This window comes from Saprospira grandis str. Lewin, from assembly GCF_000250635.1.
Lineage (GTDB): Bacteria > Bacteroidota > Bacteroidia > Chitinophagales > Saprospiraceae > Saprospira > Saprospira grandis.
This window is the reverse complement of record NC_016940.1, coordinates 1457083-1473386: the sequence shown is the minus strand read 5'-3', so window position 1 is coordinate 1473386 and position 16304 is coordinate 1457083. Positions and strand designations below refer to the sequence as shown.

At 46.7% G+C, this 16304-nt stretch carries 16 protein-coding genes and 1 tRNA gene; 6 read left to right on the top strand and 11 right to left on the bottom strand.

Annotation, left to right across the window (positions count from 1 at the left end; translation table 11 throughout):
* Window positions 1–6: 6 nt before the first annotated feature.
* The 4 genes from thiS to SGRA_RS06465 all read right to left on the bottom strand — a co-directional run bounded on the left by thiS (window position 7) and on the right by SGRA_RS06465 (window position 3239).
* Window positions 7–222, bottom strand: a complete 216-nt coding sequence (gene thiS, locus SGRA_RS06480) for a sulfur carrier protein ThiS (RefSeq protein ID WP_050981194.1) — start codon at window positions 220–222, stop codon at window positions 7–9.
* Between the two features lie 446 nt (window positions 223–668).
* Window positions 669–1082 (bottom strand): DUF6691 family protein, encoded by a 414-nt coding sequence (locus tag SGRA_RS06475; RefSeq protein ID WP_015691820.1) that lies wholly within the window; start codon window positions 1080–1082, stop codon window positions 669–671.
* A 13-nt stretch (window positions 1083–1095) separates the two neighbouring features.
* Window positions 1096–1704 (bottom strand): YeeE/YedE family protein, encoded by a 609-nt coding sequence (locus tag SGRA_RS06470; protein WP_015691819.1) that lies wholly within the window; start codon window positions 1702–1704, stop codon window positions 1096–1098.
* A 128-nt stretch (window positions 1705–1832) separates the two neighbouring features.
* Complete coding sequence (locus tag SGRA_RS06465) at window positions 1833–3239, bottom strand: MBL fold metallo-hydrolase (protein ID WP_015691818.1); 1407 nt, start codon at window positions 3237–3239, stop codon at window positions 1833–1835.
* Window positions 3240–3654: 415 nt separating this feature from the next.
* Between SGRA_RS06465 and SGRA_RS06460 the strand changes: the two genes are divergently transcribed.
* Window positions 3655–4077, top strand: coding sequence for a hypothetical protein (locus SGRA_RS06460; RefSeq protein ID WP_015691817.1), 423 nt, complete (start codon window positions 3655–3657; stop codon window positions 4075–4077).
* Window positions 4078–4109: 32 nt separating this feature from the next.
* Here the strand turns inward: SGRA_RS06460 and SGRA_RS06455 are convergent, their stop codons facing one another.
* Window positions 4110–4406 carry a muconolactone Delta-isomerase family protein gene (locus SGRA_RS06455; RefSeq protein ID WP_015691816.1) on the bottom strand — a complete coding sequence of 99 codons (297 nt, stop codon included), beginning with the start codon at window positions 4404–4406 and terminating at the stop codon, window positions 4110–4112.
* A 333-nt stretch (window positions 4407–4739) separates the two neighbouring features.
* Here SGRA_RS06455 and SGRA_RS06450 point away from each other — a divergent pair, with 333 nt between their 5' ends.
* Window positions 4740–5582 (top strand): S24 family peptidase, encoded by an 843-nt coding sequence (locus SGRA_RS06450; RefSeq protein ID WP_015691815.1) that lies wholly within the window; start codon window positions 4740–4742, stop codon window positions 5580–5582.
* Between the two features lie 609 nt (window positions 5583–6191).
* On the opposite strand, the gene SGRA_RS06445 is transcribed toward SGRA_RS06450, so the two are convergent.
* The gene (locus tag SGRA_RS06445) at window positions 6192–7049 is read right to left on the bottom strand and encodes a UbiA-like polyprenyltransferase (RefSeq protein ID WP_015691813.1); all 858 of its coding nucleotides are present in this window, start codon (window positions 7047–7049) and stop codon (window positions 6192–6194) included.
* Between the two features lie 154 nt (window positions 7050–7203).
* Window positions 7204–7275 (bottom strand) — tRNA-Met (locus tag SGRA_RS06440).
* Between the two features lie 247 nt (window positions 7276–7522).
* Between SGRA_RS06440 and SGRA_RS06435 the strand changes: the two genes are divergently transcribed.
* Window positions 7523–8575, top strand: coding sequence for a serine hydrolase (locus tag SGRA_RS06435; protein WP_015691812.1), 1053 nt, complete (start codon window positions 7523–7525; stop codon window positions 8573–8575).
* A 43-nt stretch (window positions 8576–8618) separates the two neighbouring features.
* On the opposite strand, the gene SGRA_RS06430 is transcribed toward SGRA_RS06435, so the two are convergent.
* Window positions 8619–9293 carry a hypothetical protein gene (locus SGRA_RS06430; protein WP_015691811.1) on the bottom strand — a complete coding sequence of 225 codons (675 nt, stop codon included), beginning with the start codon at window positions 9291–9293 and terminating at the stop codon, window positions 8619–8621.
* A 482-nt stretch (window positions 9294–9775) separates the two neighbouring features.
* On the bottom strand, window positions 9776–11023 hold the full coding sequence (locus SGRA_RS06425) for a peroxiredoxin family protein (RefSeq protein WP_015691809.1): 1248 nt from the start codon (window positions 11021–11023) through the stop codon (window positions 9776–9778).
* Window positions 11024–11068: 45 nt separating this feature from the next.
* Here SGRA_RS06425 and SGRA_RS06420 point away from each other — a divergent pair, with 45 nt between their 5' ends.
* Window positions 11069–11248: a hypothetical protein gene (locus SGRA_RS06420; RefSeq protein WP_015691808.1), complete on the top strand. Its 180-nt coding sequence runs from the start codon at window positions 11069–11071 to the stop codon at window positions 11246–11248.
* A gap of 459 nt (window positions 11249–11707) precedes the next feature.
* Here SGRA_RS06420 and SGRA_RS06415 read toward each other — a convergent pair whose 3' ends face one another.
* The gene (locus SGRA_RS06415) at window positions 11708–12877 is read right to left on the bottom strand and encodes a trans-sulfuration enzyme family protein (RefSeq protein WP_015691806.1); all 1170 of its coding nucleotides are present in this window, start codon (window positions 12875–12877) and stop codon (window positions 11708–11710) included.
* A gap of 85 nt (window positions 12878–12962) precedes the next feature.
* Between SGRA_RS06415 and SGRA_RS06410 the strand changes: the two genes are divergently transcribed.
* Window positions 12963–14393: a hypothetical protein gene (locus SGRA_RS06410; RefSeq protein ID WP_015691805.1), complete on the top strand. Its 1431-nt coding sequence runs from the start codon at window positions 12963–12965 to the stop codon at window positions 14391–14393.
* Between the two features lie 393 nt (window positions 14394–14786).
* Entirely contained in the window at window positions 14787–15395 is a 609-nt protein-coding gene (locus SGRA_RS06400) for a DUF4412 domain-containing protein (protein ID WP_015691803.1), read from the top strand.
* Between the two features lie 256 nt (window positions 15396–15651).
* On the opposite strand, the gene SGRA_RS06390 is transcribed toward SGRA_RS06400, so the two are convergent.
* Window positions 15652–16275 (bottom strand): hypothetical protein, encoded by a 624-nt coding sequence (locus SGRA_RS06390; RefSeq protein ID WP_015691801.1) that lies wholly within the window; start codon window positions 16273–16275, stop codon window positions 15652–15654.
* Window positions 16276–16304: the final 29 nt, after the last annotated feature.

Here is a 16304-nt window from a genome sequence, read left to right as displayed (position 1 = left end):
TTGGGGCTAACCGCCTTGGGTAGCCGTAATGAGTAAAACTTGGTCTTGATTTTTAAGGAAAGTATTGGCCCAGAGGGCTTTGGGGATAACCTCTTGGTTGAGAGCTAGGGCTAGGCCGCCTTCATTCTCTTTCTTTAATTGTTGGAGGAGTTGGAAGAGGCTATAATTTTGGGGGCAGCTCATGGCTTGGCCATTGAGGAAGATTTGGATAGCGTTTGGCATAGATGAGAGGAGCTTAGGCGGCTCTTTGATGGCATAGGTATGGCTATCCTGAAGCAAGAGGACGGCACTTTTCCCTACGGCAGTACGAGCTGCATCAGGTGATAAGGGTCTATTCTCAGTTTAGTTTTTGCTTAATGGCTGGGCGTTATTGGCCTAGCGATGTGGAGGGGTGGCCGTAGGCCAGACCGAAGCGCTGCAAGCGCTGAAGGGCCGAGCAGACCTGCGAGCCCCGCAACGTAGCGCCCGCCGCAGGCGGGAGGCCCCAAATAAAAACTAAACACCCCTAAAGTGGATGTAATCTTGTCAAAGTTAAGGAACTTTTGAGGCAAAAGTTTAGGGGAAAGGGCAAAAAAAAGGCCCAGCCTCTATAAAAGAAGCTGAGCCAGACCGATTTCCCCTCCTAGACTAGTCGTCCGGTCCAAACAACTAGCTAAAATTTATGCGGACTAGTGCGGTAATTTAGAGCGCAGGGCGCCATAAAGGTAAGTACCGACTAGAGCAGATGCGATAATAATGAGTACGGCCCAGTAGCCTTGGCCCAGTAGGGTATACATGGGGCCGGGGCAGGCGCCGGTCATAGACCAGCCGAGGCCGAAAATAATACCACCGATGAGGTAGCGTGGAATAGACATATTTTTGGGGTGGAACTTAATTTCTTCGCCCTTGAAGGTTTGCAGATTGAGTGCTTTAATCAGGGCGGTAGTGATAATTCCGAGTACCACGGCGGTACCGATGATACCGTACATATGGAAACTATCGAAGAGGAACATTTCTTGGATTCTGTACCAAGATACTGCTTCGGATTTGGTCATGACCATGCCAAAGAGGAGGCCTAGACCTAGATATTTTACAAATTTCATATTGTAGATAGATTTAGGCGCCAAATAGCAAAGGCAAGATAAAATAAGTCATTGTGAGGCCACCGATAAAGAAGCCAATCACAGCGATAAGAGAAGGGATTTGGAGTTGAGACAGGCCGCTAATAGCGTGTCCAGAGGTACAACCGCCGGCATAGCGGGCGCCAAATCCGATTAGGAAGCCACCAAAGATCAGGGTAAATAGGCCTTTAGCGGAGAACACAAAGTTGGGATCATTATATTCTTTGGGTAAAAGCATAGTTTTACCGTTATCTGCTACTTCTGGCTCTGAGAAGCCGATACTTTTGACGTATTCCATTGTCTTGCTGCCTAGATCCATAGCTTCATCGCCGGAGAGAAACTGCATAGAGATAAAGCCTCCGATAGCTGCACCGATGATAAAGAGCATATTCCAGCCCTGGCTACCTTTCCAGTCAAAATCGAAGAAAGAGACGCTTTTGCCGGCGCCCATAGCAGAGCAGGCGGCGCGCATACTAGCGGAAACGCCAAAGGATTTGCCGTTAAAAACGAGCAGTTGCATAACCAGAACGATCAGTGCCCCGGAGACATACCAAGGCCAAGGTTGAGACAACATGTCTGTAACTTCTTGCGCAAATAAGAACATGATGAATTGAAATTTAGGTAGAAAAAGGCGCTGAACCAGCTAGCTCCCTAACTGGTTAGCGCATTTTAATTAAGATAGAAGACTATCGACTTGTTTTAATTGGGTGTACTCTAAAGGGTGTGTGTCGTCTAGAGTAGGGTAGAAGGGCAAACGTAGTCACTCTTAGGAGCGTCGGTTTCGCTAATAGCTTTGAAACCGCCGGCTACGTTGATGATATTTTCGAAGCCCATATTTTGTAGAACGGCAGAAGCGATCATTGAGCGGTAACCACCAGCACAGTGTACATAGTAAGTGGCTTTTTTGTCAAGGTCTTCTACTTTTTTGGCCATTTCGGCTAGGGGGTAGCTAGTCGCTACGAGCAAGTGCTCAGAGATAAACTCTCCTTCATTACGGACATCGATAACTTTTACGTCATCGCCTTTAGCGATAGCTTCGGCAAGGGCGGTGGCAGAAATTGTATTTACAGTAGTTACTTCTTCGCCAGCGGCTGTCCAAGCATCGATACCTCCTTTCAGGAAACCGACAACATTATCGTAGCCAACGCGGGCTAGGCGAGTAACGGCTTCTTCTTCACGGCCTTCTTGAACGATAAGCAAGATAGGGCGTTTGAGGTTTTCGATCATAGCGCCAACCCAAGGGGCAAAGCTACCGTCGAGACCGATATTGATAGCGCCTGCGATATAGCCTTTTTCGAAAGTATCTTGGTGGCGAGTATCGAGGATGAGAGTACCTTTAGCCATTTCTGCTTTGAAGGCGTCTACATCTAGAGGAGTAGTTCCTTGAGCGAGGGCTTCATCAAAGCTATTGTAGCCTGCTTTGTTCATCATGGCATTGTGGCCAAAGTACTGAGGAGGCGTAGCCAAACCAGAAGTTACTTTTACGATGAACTCTTCGCGGCTCATAGGCTGAAGGGCATAGTTGAATTCTTTTTGGTTGCCCAAAGTAGCATAAGTTTCTTTAGACATATTCTTACCACAAGCAGAACCAGCGCCATGACCAGGATAAACAGTGAGGTCGTCGTTTAGAGGCATGATTTTGTTGTGTAGAGAGTCGTAGAGCATACCAGCCAAGTCATCCATAGTAACATCAGACTTGATGGCTAGGTCAGGGCGTCCAACATCTCCAATGAAGAGGGTATCTCCAGTAAAGATTGCTAGTTGTTCGTCTTCTTCATTGAGTAGGAGGAAGCAGCTAGACTCTTGAGTGTGGCCGGGGGTGTGCAATACTTTGATGCGCAACTTTCCGAGTTTCAACTCTTCATTATCTTTAGCTACATAAGCGTCATAGCCAGTTTCTGCTTTAGGGCCAAAAACGATTTGGGCGCCAGATTTCTTAGCTAGATCGATATGTCCCGAAACAAAGTCGGCATGAAAGTGAGTTTCCAAGATGTATTTGATCTTTGCACCACGCTCTTCGGCCATTTCCATATAAGGAGCAGTTTCACGAAGAGGGTCAATGATAGCGGCTTCGCCTTCAGATTCAATGTAGTAGGCACCTTGTGCGAGACATCCAGTATACAGCTGTTCAACTTTCATAATGCTTATATTTTTAAGTGTGATGTTTAGTAAATTGTTGTTGATACAAAGATAAGGTCGTTCTAAAAGATTGTTTGTGACTTTTGTGACAAGCTGAAATTTTATTTTATAAACTTGCCGTTTCCTTTCTTGTTCATTACAAAAGTACGGCGGCTTATCGTATATCTTTGTGACCAAATTGACAAAAGCGATTTTTTTATTTTGCTTTTCTTGAACTAGCCCTTTGGGCTAATTGTCTGTTACAAATATCCGAGATAAAATGCATTGATGTAGTAACATCAATCACAGTGAAAACAGTTAACTTTATTTTAACAAAAAGGGCCCTGAGCGCAACAGTTGCGCTCAGGGCCCTAGGCCTATTGTATAGCTGTATTATTTGCCCTAACTTATTGGTAGCAAACCAAAAAACAGACTATTGAACAATCCAGTTATACACGAACAATGGTTAACTACAATTAGTAAGTTAACTGCCGAACATTATCCCCACTGGGTCCTCTTCCAAAACGGAAGTTGCGTCATATTAGAAGCCGAAAAGGAAGACCCCACTACAGATGATTTGGCCGAAATGGCTATAGAAGTCCTTAAAGAACAAGCTTCTAGGCCAGTTTTATCCGTACATGCCTACCCCGAAGGCCAACTTATTGCCCTAGATGAACAAAGTTGGTTGTTGCCTGCAGGAGAAGGACTGTATACCGTATTAAAGTTGGGCGAGTTTCAAGAAGAAGCGCCCTCAGAATTTGCCATTTGGGTAAAGGCTAGACAAAAACAGCGCTTAGACTTAGAACAAGCGACGATTATATATGTCAATTGTTCGCAAAAGAACCGCTATTGCTCTTAAAGCCAACTTTGCCTTTATATTAAGTTTTTGACCTACTGCGCCGCTACCGCCAAAGCAGGAGCCGCCGCATGATGACTTTCCAAACTAATAATGCTAGGAATCATACAATCTTGCAAAGGTAGTTCCTGAATCAAACGCATCACCTCAATCGCCGAACTCGCCCTTACAATGGCCCAAGAACGCAAAGCGTTGGCTGAATAAGAAAAAGACTGAATCCGCCCTTGGGCCATCAATTCTTCTACTTTTGCATGATGTTCTGCAGAACGAGCCTCTACATGGGACTGCATCTCTGCAGGTACCTCAAATTCTAGCATGTAATAATTTTCCATAAGTTGTTTTTTGTTAGTTTCAATTGGAAGTATTGCAATAACTCGATATTTCCAAATTTATTAAGCCTGATTTAACCAATTGTTTAAATTTAGGCAAAATACCTAAAGGTTCTGTTAATATTAGATGAAGTTAAAACCACTACAGCAAAAGACCTAAACCCAAACAAAGAGCAGACTGTTAAAGTCCGCTCTTTTGAATTTATCTAAATAATTAGCTTAGAGTTTAAATTATTTGCGTAAATAGTTGTCACTGTACACGCAAAAAGTTAAATTTGTTCTAGAACTCCCTATCGAGTTCATTTATAATAGCTTTAGGGCATTAACTTTTTGCTTATGAATTCTGTAGTAACCGAACGCTTTATCCATTGTCATGACCAACTCAAAAAAGAGCAACGCATCCGCTCTAGCCGACAATTTGCCCTCTCTCTCGATTATCTGCCCCAAAGCCTGAGCGAAATCCTCAAAAAACGCCGAGATGTAACCATCGAGTTGCTCCGAAAAGCAATCGATGCCTATAAGCTAAATCCCGTTTATCTTTTCTCCGGAGAAGGCCCGCTCTTTATGACCGAAGACGCACAAGCTAATCTTAAGGTCCTTACCGTAGTGACCGATTCTCACAATGATGAACGGATTGTGCATGTGCCCGTGCCCGCTCAAGCTGGCTATGCCTCAGAGTCTAAAGACCCCACTTTTATTCAGGAATTACCCAATTATACCCTGCCCGATTATAAGTATAAGGTGGGCACTCACCGCTCTTTCGATCTCTCCGGAGATAGTATGGAACCCACCCTTTTTGAAGGCGATAAGGTGGTCTGTAGCTACCTAGAACCTAGCCTCTGGGCCTCTTCTCTCAAAGATAATTATGTCTATGTGGTGGTCACTAAGGGCGATGTCCTCATCAAACGCGTACACAATCATATCAAAGCCGAGCAAAAACTGCTGCTTCTCTCCGATAATACTTATTATGAACCCTTCGAAATGAGCGTGAAGGATATTCAAGAAATTTGGTATGTCCGAGCCAAAATTTCTCCCTTTTTACCCTCTCCCTCCAATATCAATAATATGCTCCGCTCAGAAATGGAGGAGCTCCGCAAAATGGTCCAAAACCAATCGAATATTATCCAGAATCTATATAATACTATAGAAACTCTTGTAGAACAGACCAAGAAGGACTAATTTTTTTTGGGGCTGCCCCAGCCTGCGGCTGGGTCGGGCTGTGCCGCAGCTCGCAGGTCTGCTCGGCCCTGCGGGCTTTTTCGCTTCGCTGCAAAAGCCCTGGGTCTGGCGCTTCGCGCCACTGCTATCCATCCCTCAGCCAATTTTTCGGGTTGAAACCCAAAAATGGCCAGCGGCTTTCAGCCGCCGCCATGCAATAGGCCCAAAGGGCCGCAAAGGCGCGCAGCGCCTGGCCACAACAAGGACTTTAGTCCGCAGTTCGACGACCAAAGGGAGTAACCGATGTGCAGCAGTGGCCAAAGGCCAGACCAGAACAAGCCCTTTAGGGCGCAGTTCAACGACCAAAGGGAGTAACCGAAGGTGCGTAGCACCGAAGCGCAGGGCCGAGCAGACCTGCGAGCCCTGAAACGACAACAAGAACTTTAGTTCGCAGTTCGACGACCGAAGGGAGTAACCGCCGCAGCTTTGCTGCGGAGGCCCCAAAACAGCAGTAGATATTTAGCCATCCAGTCCAGAAGGGAAGGGATGGACTTTTTTTGCCCCCAAACCAACAAAAAATCCCCGCCTACTCAGAAAAGCAGGCGGGGAGCAAAAAGGACCAAAGGCCCATTAGAAATATAAATCAAAGATGACCAAAGCCCCAAAAATAGTCGAGGCAATTCCATTGGTCGTAAAAAAGGCCAAATTTACCTTAGATAAATCATTTGGCTTGACCAAAAAATGCTGATAGGCCAATAAACCAATAAATAAAGCCACCGCAATCCAATAATAAAGCCCAAAGAACTCTGTTGCTTGTATGCCTGGATAAATGACCAAAAGGGCCGTCAGTCCATGCAAGACATTAGAAACCATCAAGGCCCGCTTTTTTCCCAAAGCCGCCGGAATCGAATTTAAGCCCAAAGAACGATCAAACTCCTCATCCTGCAAAGCATATATAATGTCAAAACCAGACACCCAAAACAAAACCACAAAAGAATAAATAATCGGCAATAAGGCAAACTGATTACTCACCGCTATATAGGCCCCAATTGGCGCCAAAGCCAAACCTACCCCCAAAACAAAATGACAAAGAGCCGTAAATCGCTTGGTATAAGAATAACCCAAAACCACCAATAAGGCAATGGGCGAGAGCAAAAAGCAAAGCCAATTGATAAAATAAGTGGTGGCCACAAATAAGGCACAGTTGATCAATACAAAAAATAAGGCATTGCGAGCCGAAATTACCCCAGCCGGAATCTCCCGAGTGACCGTCCGCGGATTCCGCCGATCAATGTCCCGATCCGCATAACGATTAAAGGCCATAGCCGCCGAACGCGCAAAGACCATACACAAAAGAACTAAGGCAAATAAACGCCAGTTTAATTCTCCATTGCCCTCTACAGTGGCCAAGAAAAAGCCAATCATCGCAAAGGGAAGAGCAAAAATCGTATGGCTAAATTTAATTAAAGAAAGGTAGTTTTTCATCATGTATACACTTGCAATTGAGGCCCAAAATAAAGCCGCCAAAGACTCAAAAATAAAGTTTGCAATTATACAAATAATAATCCTTTAGGTTGCGGCCGTAGCTAGATATAATAGGAGCAAAAAAAAAGCCTTCCAATTACTGGAAGGCTTTAAGTTGTTGCAGAGACAGGACTCGAACCTGCGACCTTCGGGTTATGAGCCCGACGAGCTACCACTGCTCCACTCTGCATTGCAAATATACGGCAAGAATCTCGTTTTCCAAGCTTTTAATGCCTTTTTATTTGGTTTTCTTGCTAACTGATTGATTATCTGAGGAGGTAAGTTTGTAATTCTCTAAAATAAACTTTATGCTTTCTTCGCCCTAAGCCGAATTCTTCGCTTCCCCCCTTTCTAAAAAAGCCAAAGCCTCAAGTATTCCTCCCCTAAAAGTCTGCTCAATTCCTTAATTTGTGACCCAACACTATAACCAATAGCTTATGAAAGTACTTTACTTTTTTTGCCCTTTTCTATTCTTTTCCCTTTTCGCCTGCCAAAAAGAAAAACATCCCCCATTTAGCCAAGTCCCCATCTATCAAGAAAATCTAAGCGGTTTTGAAGCCCTCAAAGATAGCCTAAGGACCATTTGCCAAAATCCTAAGGGCCAAATGGGCATCTATGTCTATGATGCCCAACTCGATAAAAGTTTCTCGATCGCCGGAGATACCCTTTTCCCCCTCGCTAGTGTCTATAAACTCCCTATTGTGGCTAGTTTGCTGGCCGCTCAAGAGGCCGGAAAGCTCTCCCTCTTCGATTCTATTCGCCTCAACCTAGAAGACCGCCGCCACTCAGGCTGTTTTATGGATTGGGATACTACGGGCAAAACTAATTTTGCCCCCAAAATTGAAGATCTAGCCCTCTATATGATGCGATATAGCGATAATTGCGCTACGGATGCCCTGCTCCGCCAATTGGGCGGACCAGAGTTTGTTCAGGCCCAACTCAAAAGCTGGATGGTCTCCGATATTAACATTAACCGCTATCTGATCGAAATTTTTATTGATCTAGCTAACCGAGAACTGCCCGAGGACCAAAGCCTCTGGACCTATAGCCGAGCTACCCAAATTTTATCTACTTCTCCCTGGTCCGAACGTAAAGTCGCTAGACGTAAGTTCCTCTGGGACCGCCGCGACCAAGGCTCCCCAAAAGCTTTTGTCCAACTCCTCAAAGGCCTAGATCAAGAACATTGGCTAAATGCAAACTCTAGCCAATGGCTCAGAGACTGCCTGCTCTCTTGCCGAACTGGCCGCTATTTCCTCCCCGAAGTCCTGCCCCCCAACCGCCAAGTGGCCCATAAAACCGGAAGCCTGCCCGGCATTTATAATGATGCCGGTTGGATAGAAAGAGAAGCCGGCCAACGCCCTATTTATTATGCCGTCTTTCTCAAAAATGCTTTCGATAAACCCAAAAAAGAACGGGCCCGAATTGCCGCAGCTATGAAGCAGTTGCTGGCCTTTCAAGCCCTCGAAAAAACAGCCTTGGTTTTTAATTAAGGCCCAAATAGCTTCCATTAAAGCCCTGCCTAGCAGGGCTTTTTTATTGCTCCTGAGCCGCTTTTTTCGGCCGCCTAGCCCGAATCAATTTACGGAGCTCTCTTTCTACATAGTAGTATCGGCCAAATATCCCAAAGCTAATAGATGCCGCCCCCATAATGGCAGAAACCTGCCGAAGCCAAAAGACAAGCTCTCGCAAATAAGGGAAAAAAGGATCTACCAGAAAAAGAGAAAATAAACTAACTCCCAACCAACTGGCCAAACTCAAGATGGCCCCCGCAAAACCCCAACGCACCCAGCTCGGCCGCCAAAGCATTAAGTTGCGACGCAACCAAAGCAAATATTTGGGCTCATGAGGCCGCATGCCCACTAGGGCCTTTGCCCGCTTAAAAGAAGCTTCGTATTGGCCCAAATAAAAAAGGGCCCGCATAGCACTAAATAAAAAATGTAAGTAGACATCCCGCCCATCTACCTGCCGAATGTCTGAAATTATAGATTGCTCAATCAACCAATCCGCCTCTTCTATATGCTGCGCATAGGCCTGAGCCGCAAATAAGGCATTGGCATAATAGCTCCGCAAACGGTAGTAGTCCGCAAAAGGCAATAGGGCCAATTCCGCTTTGTTCCGCTCATAGAAATGAAGCACGGCAAAGCTTTCTTTGTCCGCAATTAACTCAAATTCATTCAAAAGGGCCTCTGGCCCACTAAGAAAGCGCATCAAATTTGGTCTTTAAGGTCGTTTGGCTATTGGCAAAACCAAGGACTAGGCTCAGAATAAGGTGTGTCGGGCCAGATGAACTAAGGCCGCTGGGAATAAACTCAACAAAGGAGTTTCTCTTCTTTGTTTTTGCTCCAAATGGCTCTTTTAAGATAAGGGAGTTTGGGCAAAAGGACAAGGACTTTTACCACCAATGAAAAAAGACAAAAAGCCCCCTTTTTGTTGCAGCAAATCAACAAATAACTGCTCCAAAAATAAAGAAACTTAAGGCCAAAAGCCTCTTTTTTATGTTTTGGGGCCTCCCTGCGCCCTGAAGGGCGCAGGGCGCTACGTTCCGCAGCTCGCTATTCGCTCGGCCCTGCGGCGGCAAAGCCGCCTGGGTCTGGCCCTCCGGGCCACTGCTGCACATCGCTAGGCCTGCGGCCCCTTCGGGGCCTGTAGTGCGCAGGGACCAATGGGCTAGCGCTAGCTGTTGGCCCTCCCTATTGTTCTACCAATAGCTGCTCAATCAATTGGGCCAATTCTTCTCGATATTCTTCGTAGTAGTCTCCTGTTCCAGGGCCATTAAAGCCCGTATGGATTTTCCGCACCTTCCCCTGACGATCTATAATAATGGCCGTGGGAAAAGATAAGATATGGTTGAGCATGGGCAAACTCTTGGCCGCCGCTTTCTTATCTGCTGGCCCCGCCAAAACCATGGGATAGCTAATGCCTAAGTCAGTCCGTAAGCGCTTTTCTATTTGCTTGAAGTTGTCCATATCTTTAGGCAACTCATAACTTAGGGCAATGACTTCTAGCCCCTCTTTCCGATAACGTCTGTAGTACTCTTCTAACAATCGGCTTTCATCCATGCAGTTGGGACACCAACTACCCATAATCTGAACAATAACAACTTTGCCCTCAAAGCGCTCATCTTCCAAACTTAAACTATCCCCCTGCGAGTTGGGAAAGCTAAAGCTTATTTTCTCATAGCCTTCCTTTAAAAAAGAGAGGCTGTCCATGGGGCGGAGCTGGGCCTTGGGGTTGGGCTGCGCTCGCCAGTAGGTAGACCAATGCTTGCCCGAGTAGAATTGCCCCCATAGGCTGCCGTCGCCCTGCCGCTGGGCGGTAAATAAGAAGGCATGCGCCCCATCAAAGGCTGAAAGCTGCAAGCGCTCGCGCTTAAATTCTCCAGCCAAATAACGATAGTCGCCTGTTTCGGTCATAAAGCTAGCTTTTAGAATAGAAGTTTGAGGGTCGAGCTCAAATAAGGCTACTCCAGGATAGCTATTGGCACTGTCTTGAGGAGAAAATTGTACCGCCCACTTTTTGGCCAAGCTGCTTTGGGCTGCTGTTTTTGGTCCAAAGCGAAAAGCTTGGCCAGCTTCCGCCTTAAACGGAAGACGATAGTCTTCTTTTTGGCTGTTTACCCACTCTCCCCGCAACTGATGCCTATTCAATTGCTTGATGTTGAAGTAGGTCCCAAAAACAGGTAGGGTCCAACGCATACTGTCTGGCCCTAAAGAATCTACTTGCAAGAGAATCCGCTCCTCTCCATTGATGATTTCCCAAGACTGCCCATCATAAGCCAACTCAAAGGGGAGCTCCAAACTGTCATTGAGGCGCAAAAGCCCCCGCCAAGCTCCTTGCTCTAAACTTTTGTCTTTAATAGGGGCCAATGGCCCTTGTTCCGACTGACAAGCCATTAAAATCAAGAAAGAAAATAGACTAGCTAATATAGTATAGCGCATATAAAGACTGCTTTTATTGGGTTACCGAAAAAAGATAAGGACAATATGATTGCATTGGAGCATTGCCTGGGAAAAAAATGGCCAGATAGCATCCCTCAGGCCATTCGCTGGAAAAAAAACACTGCATTGGAACTCCAAAAGAGCATTTGCTGGAAAAAAAACGCTCAGATAGCATCCCTCAGGCCATTTGCTAGAAAAAAAACGCTTTGGTGGATTTATTCTTAGCATTTGCTGGAAAAGAAATACTGCATTTCAACTCTTTTGGAGCATTTGCTGGAAAAAAAACGCTCTGGTGGATTTATTCTTAGCATTTGCTGGAAAAGAAATACTGCATTTCAACTCTTTTGGAGCATTCGCTAGAAAAAAAATGCACTGAGGGATTATTTAGAAGGCTTGGCCTAAATCCAAAGCAATAAAAAGGGAAGAATACTAAGCTAGGGCGGCCAAGGCCCCACTGGCCGCAGGCCAGAATGGCTGAGGGATGGGCAGCAGCAGGGGGCGAGCGACCCGACCAACGGGAGCCGACGCAGCGAAGCAAGTAACAGCGAGCTGCGACAACCAGCCCCAAAGGGGCGCCAGTTCGATGACCAACGGGTATAAACAGCCCGACCCCGAGCAGAGCGACAACCAGCCCCAAAGGGGCGCCAGTTCGACAACCGAAGGGCGTAGCGGCAGCCCCAAACTCTAATCCTCTAGATGAACAAAGGCCTTTTCGAAGGCATCGATAATATAGTCGGGATCTTCTAGGCCAACATAATAACGCACAAAACTAAAGGGCAGGGGAGGAGGGGGCGCTGTGCCTAGATTATAGAAGCAGGCGGTAGGGACCTGCAAAGACTCGAAGCCTCCCCAAGAGACCGCCAGCAAAAAAGTAGGCATTAGGGCCTCCGAAAAGCGCTCCATTTGTTCGATACGCTTGGCTTTGAAGTTTACCGAGAATAAGCCGCCAAAGCCAGACATCTGTTTTTGGGCCAATTCATACTGCGGATGAGAGGGATGGCCAGGATAGAGGACATAGTCCACCTTGGGGTGCTGGGCCAGATAATCGACCACCTTTTTGGCATGCTCATTAGACTTTTGAATGCGCAAAGGCAGAGTACGCAGCCCCCTAAGGAGCAGCCAAGCATCATTGGGCGAAATAGCGGGACCTAAGGCCATGTAATCTAGCTCAAACATCTTTTGAATCAGGGCCTTGCTTCCGCAGACCACCCCCGCCACCACATCACTATGGCCATTGAGGTATTTGGTGGCCGAATGAACAACCAGATCAATGCCCAAGGCGATAGGGTTTTGGTAAATCGGGCTAGCATAACTATTATCGCAGATGGTCCGAATGCCGTGTTTTTTGGCCAAGGCCGCACAGGCAGCCAAATCTTGCAGCTCAAAAGTAAGCGAATTAGGCGATTCCAAGAAAAGAACCTTGGTATTGGGGCGGATAGCCGCCTCAATTTCCTGCAAATTGCTGGCATCAATAAAATCATAGCTAATGCCAAAGCGGCTAAGCAACTTGCTAATCAATTTATAGGTCCAGGAATAAGGACTTTGTACCGAAAGCAGATGATCGCCCGCTTGGAGCTGCGAGATAATCGCCACTGCACAGGCGGCGCTCCCACTGCCAAAGACCAAGGCATCCTCAGCCTGTTCTAAGGCGGCTAATTTTTGGCGCAAGATGGCCACTGTGGGGTTATTGCCACGGCTGTAGACAAAATTATCTAACTCGTTGAGAATCGCCGATCTAAAGTCGGCCAAGCTATTATAGGCAAAATTAGAAGACTGCATAATGGGCGGAATCACTGCATTGTAATAGTCTTCTCGCTCTTCTCCCAAATGCGTCAGCAAATAAGATGTATCCATATTATATTGATTTAAAAATTTATCCTTAATATTAGAAGCTAAGCTTTTAGCTATTTTTAGGGCTAGCTACAATACTACAATTATAATGAAAACAATACTTGCTTTTTTGGGCTTACTTTTGGCCCTTCCGCTTACTGCACAAGTTGGGATCAACATCTTGCAGCCAGATAGCAGCGCGGTTTTGCATCTAGAATCTACCGATAGAGGCTTTTTGCCTCCTCGGATGAGCCGCCAACAAAGAGATAATATCCAAAATCCCAAGCCGGGACTTACGGTCTATAATGCTACAGATAGCCTTATGGAATATTTTAACGGCAGCTGCTGGTTGGCCTTCAATCAGAGCAGTTGTGATGATTGTGCCTTTGATTTTCGGATAGATAATCCTGCTGGGCACATTGACCGAGTGTATACCAATCGAGATTCGGCTTATTTGTACCTCAATCAACGCAATGGATTTTCCAATGACATCTCGGTCTACATCATCCCTAACCTGCCTGCGGGCATTACGGCTAGTTTGGATCAGCATATAGTAAATGGAACCGATACGATACAACTCAATGTGGAGGCTGATATCTTTGCGCCTCCTGGCGTCTATTCTGTGATTGTTCAGGCCGTTTGTGGAAATACTGTCGGTAACCAAGTGTTTGTGGTGGCCGTAGATAGTTGTATGGAAGTATATATTAACTCGCCTCAAAGTGATTATGATTTGCAAGCGGCCAATGCTTTGCCAACGGCCGTACCTATTTGTGTACTTGCAACCATTGGTCCTGGGGTGGTCCTAGACAATCCTACGGCTCCTGCCGTCTTTACTACAGGTGGGCTACATCCCGACTCTAAGGTCGGCATTCTCAACCAAGGGACCCTCTTGGCCCGTGGTGGCGATGGCGGTGCTGGCGCAGGCGCTAGTGGTGGCGGTGCTGGAACTGGCTTTGATGGGACCCATGCGATTAGTCTGACCGTAGACACGGATTTGCGCAACCAAGGCCGTATCTATTCCGGTGGCGGCGGCGGGGGCTCTGTGGGGATGATCCAACCCATTAACTTGGGCATTGGGACTTATAACCTAGGCATTGGTGCTGGTGGTGGCGGCGGTGCTTATGGTGGGGCTGGAGGCAACCTAGGATCGGGCTTTGGATACTATGAGCCAGGCCAAACGGCAGGAACGGGAGCCTTTGCTCAGGGAGGTCGAGGCGGCGCCTTGAACAATCCCTACAACTTTAACCTCTTTGGGGCAGATTTTACCATTACGCCCAATGTTTATGGCGGCGATGGCGGTGGCTATGGCGAGGATGGGCAGGCGGGCTACCTCTTTGTCAATGTTTTGGTACAAGTGGGGGCGCCCGTCGTAGGGATGATTACACTTTATGACCAAGATTTTCCCGACCCACCCAACACTAATTTCCCAGTAGGGGGAACAGCGGGCTTTGCCGTTAAGCGCAACGGCCACAGCCTGCTCGGTAGCTTCATTGATGGCTACTATTTGTCTGGAGCCATGAAGGGCTACATTGGCAATTAACTTCTTTTTTATAGATCAGCCAATTGGATTCAACCTTTTGCAAAAGGATTTATCTAATAATATTATTGTTTGGGGCTGCCCCGCCCTCTGGGCGGGTCGGGCTGTCTCGCAGCTCGCAGGTCTGCTCGGCCCTGCAGCGGCAAAGCCGCTTTGGTCTGCCGCCTTTGGCGGCCCTGCTGCCCATCCCTCAGCCTGCGGCGGCTTCGCCGCCTGTCCGCCGCAAAAAAAGGATTTAACCCTAAGCTAAATTTATATAAGGGGGCTTTTTGGGTGTAATACCTAAATTAGCGGCCAAGCCTGAGCAGAAAACAATCTTGGCAAATTGTTTGCAACTTTTATACTTGCGCAAAATTACCGACTAGAAACTACTTAACTTAAATAGAGCTACTACTTATGCATAAGCTTTTCGGGGGATTGATTCTCCTACTCATAGGCCTACTCCCTTTACAGGGCCAAAACTTTGAAGGGGTCATTAAAATGGAGCAAGAAGGGGAAGCTGGTATGCGTTATCAGCTAAACTGGTACATCAAAAAGGACCAAATTGCCTTTGAGGTGCAAACCAAATCAGACCCGAACTCTCTAAAGATGCGTTTTGTGCCTCAGCCACAAAAAAACAACATGCTCATGGTCATTCAATCGGAGGAAGGGCAGAGCAAAAAGGAAATATCTTCTCGAGATATAGAGGCTGATCTGGGCCTGAGCAATGCGGTGATTAAGAGCGAAAAGGTCCGAAAATCAGTAGAGTTTGGGCAGCTGTATACGCTCAATATCGAAACCGATAAATTTAATACAGAGGTCGAGCTGGTCAAGGAAATTGATGTGGACCTAAAAAAATATGCCGCCTACCTAAAGAACGATTATGGCATACAGGCCCTCATTCAGACTGGGGCAAAGGGCTTTCCCTTAAATTCTACTACCTATGATAAATATGGGAAGCTGATTTCTAAAACTAAGGTCCTTTCTATTGTTCGGCAGAAAGTAGACGATAAATACTTTCAGTAGCAAATGAGTAGAACTTTACATAATATAGGGGCTGGCCAGAAAATGGCTGGCCCTTTTTGGGTCTAGCAGGGCCCGAAGGGGCCGCAGGCTGAGGGGCTGTAGCAGGGCCGCCGCAGGCGGCAGACCAAAGCGGCTTTGCCGCTGCAGGGCCGAGCAGACTTGCGAGCTGCGCAATGGCCCGACCCGCCCAGAGGGCGGGGCAGCCCCAAATTCCCTCCCTAACAGAAAAACAGAACAGCAAAAAGACAAGCTTTGCCTAAACCATCCGCCGATGAATGGCGTAAGAGAGTAAACCCAATTGTAGGCAAACCCAAAAAATGGGATAGCCCATTTTGACGGCATCAATAAAGTTTTGGCCCCCGCCAAAAGCGGGAAAAAAGTCAATGGTGATTAGGCTGAGCGGCACACACATAATGAACATAAAGGCTAGGCTGAGAATATGAAAACTAGGCGAACGGCCCACAAAGGCTCTAGCAGCCCAAAAGACAAAGCTCTCTAAAAAGACCAGGAGAAAGAGGGCCGAGCCCACCATAAAACCAGTATCTCCAAAATGGATTTTGCTGTAGAGATTGGCAAAAGCTAAATAGGCTAGGCTATAACTCCCCCAGCTACTGCCCCAAAGGACAAGAAATATAGCCCAATATTTGTAGGTGGGTACCTTTTTGCCCCAAATAAAAAGCGGTAGCATATAAGTAGCGGCAATAATTCCGCATATAATTGGGGTCGTGTAAAAAGGAACATGCAGCCAGTGCATACCTTTCCAGCCCACCAAGAAATTGAGTTCGAACTGCCAAAGCGACCAAGCCAAGCAAGCCAAAAGATAGCTTAGAAAAATGGCCAATTGGTCCTTGCTCTTCTGTAGATGTCTCCATGCTGACATAAACTATAGGGGGGGATTTGCGTTAAAGA